Below are 6,189 nucleotides of genomic sequence, written 5' to 3'. Positions count from 1 at the left end.
GCTTGTGCGAGTTCTGGGTGGAAGGCGAGAGGTTCACGAAGAAGGCCGGCGAAACTGTCTTCGTGCCACGCGGAATGGAGCACACCTTCAGGGTTATCGGCGGCATGCCTTCGCGCCATCTGGTGATCCTGACGCCGGGGGGATTCGAAGATTTTTTTGCCGACATGGCGGCAGGCAAGTTCCAGATTCCGCAGGACATGGATCGCATCGCAGAATCTGCCCGCAGGCACCACCTTCGTTTCACTGGGCCGCCGCTTGGCAACGACTAGCCATTATAACCAGATGGTTCGATCGCCTGCAAACACCCGGCGACACTCAGCGCGTTAGCCTTGAGGTTTGGAGAATCCACAGTTCCCGTATGTCGCTGATCACAGGCGTTTTCGCGCCTAGGAGCAGAACCCTATGGAACTGGAGGTGGCGGACTCTTTTTAGCTCGCTCATCCTGTCTCGGCGCCGCCGTGTCCAACCCGCGGAGTCGAGGTGACATCTCAGTTGACTGGCAAACGCGCATCGAAGTGGCCGGGCGATAAACTTGACTGACCGATCCCGAAGAACTCGCGGGCGGTCATGCAAGCGCCATCGCCTGGAACGCAGGCGCGGCAGACGTCAGGCCGAAGATCGTATACCTGACAGGATGTCTCTGAACCGACGCGACCGACCAGAGCGGAGCAACGCGCACCGTCGCAACGCATTCCCTGCTCGTTTGCGGCTACCAGGTGCGCCGGCAGCAAATCGAGAGCAGCTTCCGTTTCGGTGGAAAATCTGGGCCAGCTCGGCGAATAGGAGCAGCAGGCTCCGCAGCTTCGGCAATCGAAATCGATCAGTGATGTCATGACCCGCTCCTACCACACAAGCTGCCAATGATAAAGCTGCAGGCTAACCGCTTCCCTTGGAACGAGGGCATCCATTTCACCTCGTCCTGACGTTAGGCGGTGAAATTCGACCTTAAGGGGTCAGTGGCCGGGATATCACGAGAGTAGAACAGCCGCAGCCTGGTCGGCGGCCCGCAAGCCGCTTTCCCATGCGCCATGCGCGGTCGAAAAGTCGGACTGGTGCGTCGCCTCGCCGGCGAAAAACAGCCGGTCGCCGACCGGGCGCGCCAGGACTGCGCGTGCGTCGGCATGGCCGGGCAAAGCATGGCTATAGGAGCCGCCTATCCAATCGGTACGACACCAGGAAGAGGCTGCCAGGGGCCGCAGGTGGCGGCGGATGTTGCTGCCGAGCAGCGATGACAGCTGGTCGAGTGCGAAGGCAAATGCCTCCACCAAACCCGCGCGCTCGATGACGACAGCGCCGTTTCCGCCGAAGAAGCCTTCGATGATCGGCCGGCCGAACGGCCGGATATAATAGCTGCCGGTCTCGGCATTCTGCGGGTCGCCAAGCAGATGGGTTTCCGGCTCGAGACCATGATTACCATGGAGTTCCAAAAACAGCTTGTCTGCGAGGCCAAGCGGCAGCCGACTTGCGGCATGGAGGTGATCGTCGGCCTGCGGGTCGAAGATAATGGCTCCGCGGGCCAGAACGGTGGTCGATGCGGTGATGATCACGGTACGTGACGTGACAGGACCGCGGTCGGTCTCCAACTGGACGCCGTTCGCGGTCAATGTCACGCGTCGTACGGGCGTCGAAAGGTGCAGGGCCACGTTCGGAACGGCCGCGCTGATCAGACTTCCATAGCCTTCATGCACTCGCCAATTGGCATCGGTCGCCGTATCGTCATAGGCAAGAAAGTCGGTGACCGACAGCAGATCGAGCGGCACGCCGTTCATATATCCGCTGAGGGACTGGCAGTAGGCGTTCCATTTGCCATCTGGCTCCAGGGCGTCCGACGCCCTGTCGCTGGCGGGGGGATTAGCCCGCATCCGCTCCTCAAGAGCGGTCCATGCCGCCGCCGCGGCCGCGCGCTCCTCCTGCGTGAAGCCGAGATCGCGCCACTGGCTTTGCCACGCCGTCGGCCCGCGCTCGATGTTGAACCCGGCGGCACGGCCGATAGCGACGAGAGGATTGCGCTCGGCAGAATGCAGCCAGCCACACCCCATATCCAGCGGCATTCCGGCCAATTCGATTGTCCAGGCTCGTCCGCCAACGCGATTGCTGGCCTCCAGGATGATGACCGAGCGGCCAGAATCGGCCAGCCCTTTTGCTGCTGCTATGCCGGCCGCGCCAGCGCCGACAATCGCAACCTCGTAGTCCATGATCGCCCTCCGCCGCTGCATCAGCAGCTTGATACGACACAAGTTTTACATCGGGGCCGCACCGGCTTCAATGTGCTCGAAAGCCTGCTAGTATGCTGAAATGACGTTCTTCGAAACACTCGTTGCATTGCTGGCGGTTGCCATCTTGTTGCTGCAGGTGACGCGTCGCACGCGCCTGCCCTACCCCGGCATCCTAGCTGCCGCCGGCGTCGCGGTGGCGATGCTGCCCGGCGCACCCACGATCCCCATCGATCCGCCGACGGCGCTTGCCCTATTCATCGCCCCCGTCCTGGTCGACTCGGCTTATGATTTCCCGGTGGGTGCGGCCCGGCGCATGCTGGTGCCGCTGTTCTTCTATGCTGTTGTTGCGGTTCTCGTCACGACAGGCGTGGTGGTGTCGATCAGCATGCTGACAGTCGGGCTTCCGATTGCGGTTGCTGTCACACTCGGCGCAATCGTTGCACCGCCTGATGCCGCAGCCGCCACGGCGGTCCTTTCCAATTTGCCCATCGCGCGCCGTGTGGATGCCCTGCTCAAGGGGGAAAGCCTGTTCAACGATGCAACCGCACTGCTGCTTTTCGGGGCCGCGCTCACGGTCCAGGCGCGGGGTGGGCTGGATGCCGGGACGGTGCTTCAGGTAGGATTCGCTGCACCTGGAGGGATCCTGTTCGGCATCGTCTTCGGCTTTTTCGTCTCGCGGCTTCGACCGATAACCGAAAATACGGTTGGTGGGACCCTGCTTCAGTTCGTCTACGCTTTTTCGACCTGGCTGATCGCCGAGCATCTGCACCTGTCGGCTGTCCTTGCCACGGTAGCGAGCGCAATGACCATCGCCGCCCTCTCTTCGGTCGAGGATTCGCCACGGATGCGGGTGCATTCCTTCGCGGTCTGGACGACGGTCGTCTTCCTGCTGAATGTGGTGGCTTTCCTGCTGATGGGGCTGCAGGCGCGCCGCATCCTTGCGATGATGTCGACTGAAGAGCTTCAGCGGGCGATGGGATTTGCCGCCATCGTGGTGGTCGGCGTCATCCTGGCGCGAATGGCGATGGCGTTCCTGCTTCACGCCGTCGTCGCGTCTCGCCACCGAAGCGGCCATGAATTGGCGCCTTTCACATCCGGAGAAACCTTGCTGGTGGGTTGGGCCGGTATGCGCGGCCTCGTTACGCTGGCGACGGCTTTCGCTCTCCCTGCCGATTTTCCGGAACGGGACCTGGTCGTGCTCACGGCCTTCACGGTGGTGCTCGCAACCCTGGTCATTCAGGGGGCGACCCTGGCACCGATGATCCATTTCCTGAAGCTCGGTCGGCAGGCAGAGGTCCGCGATGAACTTAGGGCTGCCCGAAAATCGCTCGCAGAAGCGGCCTTTCAGCGGCTTGAGAAGGAAGACGGTACTGAGGCCGAAGCGATCCGGACGATCTGCAAGCATCATTGGGCCGCATCAAACGATGCAAACAAGACCTCGCCGCTCGATCGCCGCCGTCACCTGACGATCGCTGCCGTTCTCGCCCAGCGCCAGCGCCTCGAGGAATTGCGCGACACAGACCAGATTGGCGCGACGCAATATCTCGAGCTGCAGGAAGACCTCGACTGGAAGCAGCTTTCCGTCGGCTCCGATGAGGATCGCCGCATCACGGAAAGCTAGATCCGATAAGGCGGTTCGACACGCTGCTTCGTCAGACCTGCGTTTCCGATGAGGCAGGACGCATCACTCGATATCTTTCAGCGCATCGAGCGGGCCGGTCAGTGCAGTGCGGGGTGGAACGAGCGTCGGCCGCACCAGATGCGTGATTGGCGGGCGGCGGTCTGCATCGAGGATCGCAAACCCCTTAGTGATCATCGCCTCGCTGTCCTGCCGGATCATGAAGACGGGGAAAGGGAGGAAAGAGCCGAACGGGTCGTAGTCATAGCAGCCGACGATGATATCGGCGAAGGTCTCGTGCGGGTGCAGCGCGAGGAAGCGCATCAGCCCTTCGAGATTGATCGAGGAATTAACGAAGAATGCGCGCGGCAGCTTTCCGTGGCCTTCGTAGAAGGCTTCGAAGGCACGTGCCGTCGTGGCGGGGGAATAGCCGGTCGGCTGTATGCAGACGTTGGGATCCGCGCCCAGCAATGCGCGCTTTACGTCGCGGAAACCGCGAATTCGCTCATGGCTGGCATGGTCGTTGCGGCCGCCGAACAGGTACAGATCGTCGGGTGAAAGTGGGCCATCCTCCTGCGCGCGCTCGATGATCGCCTGTGTCAGCATGCGCGCGCCTTCATAATTGTCGCTGATGATCGACGGCGCCAGCGTGCCCGGCAGATCGATGTTGACGTGCTTCAGCCCTGCCTTTTCGCAAACCTTGTGCACCCCATCCGGATCGGTTGCGCCGGCGATGAAAAGCTCGTCGATCGAATAGGAGATCAGCGTCTCCACGACCTTGCGCTCCTCCTCCGGATCGCGACAGGCACTGACGACAAGAGGACACTGGCCGCGACTTCTGACCTGTGCCTCGAAAGATTGCGCCATGGAGGAAAAATAGCGGTTGTCGTGCACCGGCAGCAGAAGACCGACGAGGCCGGAGCGGGACGAACGCAGGCCGCGGGCCTGCAGATTTGCCGTATATCCGTGCTCGTTCGCGAGGTTCTGAATGAGCTGGGCCGTCGCCTCCTTGATACGCCTCTTGCGCCAGCTTCCGTTCAATACGGCGCTTACGGTGGAAGCCGACGCTCCCGATAGGATCGAGAGATCGTAGATCGTCGCCTTTTTCTTGCTGATGTCTGCCATATCTCGCCTTTTCCGCTGTCGTTCCCTTAGAAACAAACCCCTCTTGACGAAAGCCATACCTTGATCGATAGTTAGTGCACCATCGATTGTGCAAAAAAGAAAGATCGATTGCGCAAAAATGGTTCGCCGGAGGAGGCGGGACGGGAGGCAAGGGTATTCCCTCGCCGTGAAGCAACCAGGACAACCTGCCGCAAAGCGGCCGGTGGTCGTCGTTCGCCATGAGCGACCTTGAGGAGGAGTGAAGATGAGGAGACTTATCGTAGCGGCATTTGCCGCATCGCTGACGCTTGCCGGGGCGGTAGTCGCGCTTGCGCAGGACGCGCCGAAGGTCGGCATTGTCGTCAAGATCGGCGGCATTCCCTGGTTCAATGCGATGGAAGCCGGCATCAAGGAACAGGGCAAAAAACTCGGCGTCGATGCCTTCATGATCGGCCCGACCAGCGCCGACCCGGCGCTGCAGGTGCGCGCCATCGAAGACCTGATCGCCCAGGGCGTCAAGGTCATCGGTGTGGTTCCGAACGATGCCAAGGTTCTCGAGCCCGTGCTCACCAAAGCACAGGCCGCCGGCATCAAGGTCATTACGCATGAATCGCCCTCGCAAAAGGGCGCCGACTGGAATTTCGAACTCGCATCGGCCACCGGTTTTGGTGAGGCGCACGGCAAGCTGCTCGCCGAAAAGATGGGCGGCAAGGGCGAATATGCCGTCTTCGTCGGCTCGCTCACTGTGCCCCTGCACAATGCCTGGGCGGACGCCGCAATCGCCTATATCAAGGCGAATTATCCGGACATGAAACTTGTCGGCGATCGTTATGGTGTTGCAGAAGATGTCGACAAAAGCCGCTCGACGGCGCTTGATCTCATCGCTGCCCATCCAGATCTGAAAGGCTTCCTCGCCTTCGGCAGCCAAGGTCCGATCGGCGCCGGGCGCGCTATCGAGGAACGCCGCAAGACGGGCAAGATCTTCGTGCTCGGCCCGTTCTCGCCAGGCCAGGGCCAGAAGTTGATCAAATCAGGCGCGATATCGGGCGGCTTTATGTGGAATCCGAAGCAGGCCGGCGAAGTCTTCGTCACGCTCGCCGATCGCCTGATCAAGGGCGAAAGCATCAAGGAAGGTGATGATATCCCGGGTCTCGGCGTGATCAAGCCGGTCGGCAATAACATCATCGTCGATCAACTGCTGCCGATCAACAAGGATACGGTCGACGACCTGGCCGCAATGGGCCTCTGATG

At 61.3% G+C, this 6,189-nt stretch carries 6 protein-coding genes; 3 read left to right on the top strand and 3 right to left on the bottom strand.

Features of this window, described 5'->3' with window-relative positions:
• A partial coding sequence (locus ACIPSK_RS08755; protein ID WP_446532903.1) for an AraC family ligand binding domain-containing protein occupies positions 1-269 on the top strand: 269 nt, incomplete at its 5' end.
• 219 nt (positions 270-488) lie between these two features.
• On the opposite strand, the gene ACIPSK_RS08750 is transcribed toward ACIPSK_RS08755, so the two are convergent.
• On the bottom strand, positions 489-833 hold the full coding sequence (locus ACIPSK_RS08750; RefSeq protein ID WP_446532902.1) for a YkgJ family cysteine cluster protein: 345 nt from the start codon (positions 831-833) through the stop codon (positions 489-491).
• Positions 834-968: 135 nt separating this feature from the next.
• Positions 969-2,195 (bottom strand): flavin monoamine oxidase family protein, encoded by a 1,227-nt coding sequence (locus tag ACIPSK_RS08745; RefSeq protein WP_446532901.1) that lies wholly within the window; start codon positions 2,193-2,195, stop codon positions 969-971.
• A 100-nt stretch (positions 2,196-2,295) separates the two neighbouring features.
• Here ACIPSK_RS08745 and ACIPSK_RS08740 point away from each other — a divergent pair, with 100 nt between their 5' ends.
• The gene (locus tag ACIPSK_RS08740) at positions 2,296-3,837 is read left to right on the top strand and encodes a cation:proton antiporter (protein WP_446532900.1); all 1,542 of its coding nucleotides are present in this window, start codon (positions 2,296-2,298) and stop codon (positions 3,835-3,837) included.
• Positions 3,838-3,900: 63 nt separating this feature from the next.
• Here the strand turns inward: ACIPSK_RS08740 and ACIPSK_RS08735 are convergent, their stop codons facing one another.
• Positions 3,901-4,959, bottom strand: coding sequence for a LacI family DNA-binding transcriptional regulator (locus tag ACIPSK_RS08735; protein ID WP_170255469.1), 1,059 nt, complete (start codon positions 4,957-4,959; stop codon positions 3,901-3,903).
• Between the two features lie 244 nt (positions 4,960-5,203).
• On the opposite strand from ACIPSK_RS08735, the gene ACIPSK_RS08730 reads away from it, so the two are divergent.
• Positions 5,204-6,187, top strand: coding sequence for an autoinducer 2 ABC transporter substrate-binding protein (locus ACIPSK_RS08730; protein ID WP_222295875.1), 984 nt, complete (start codon positions 5,204-5,206; stop codon positions 6,185-6,187).
• The last annotated feature ends 2 nt before the right edge of the window (positions 6,188-6,189 follow it).

This window comes from Rhizobium sp. LARHSG275 (assembly GCF_052871115.1).
Note: the sequence above shows the minus strand (reverse complement) of the source record. Positions and strands in the feature narration are given on the sequence as shown.

What these genes read in the sequence shown, in the direction of transcription:
- ACIPSK_RS08735 (WP_170255469.1), bottom strand. Translation starts at nt 4,959, where the DNA reads ATGGCAGACATCAGCAAGAAAAAGGCGACGATCTACGATCTCTCGATC.
- ACIPSK_RS08740 (WP_446532900.1), top strand. Translation starts at nt 2,296, where the DNA reads ATGACGTTCTTCGAAACACTCGTTGCATTGCTGGCGGTTGCCATCTTG.
- ACIPSK_RS08745 (WP_446532901.1), bottom strand. Translation starts at nt 2,195, where the DNA reads ATGGACTACGAGGTTGCGATTGTCGGCGCTGGCGCGGCCGGCATAGCA.
- ACIPSK_RS08730 (WP_222295875.1), top strand. Translation starts at nt 5,204, where the DNA reads ATGAGGAGACTTATCGTAGCGGCATTTGCCGCATCGCTGACGCTTGCC.
- ACIPSK_RS08750 (WP_446532902.1), bottom strand. Translation starts at nt 833, where the DNA reads ATGACATCACTGATCGATTTCGATTGCCGAAGCTGCGGAGCCTGCTGC.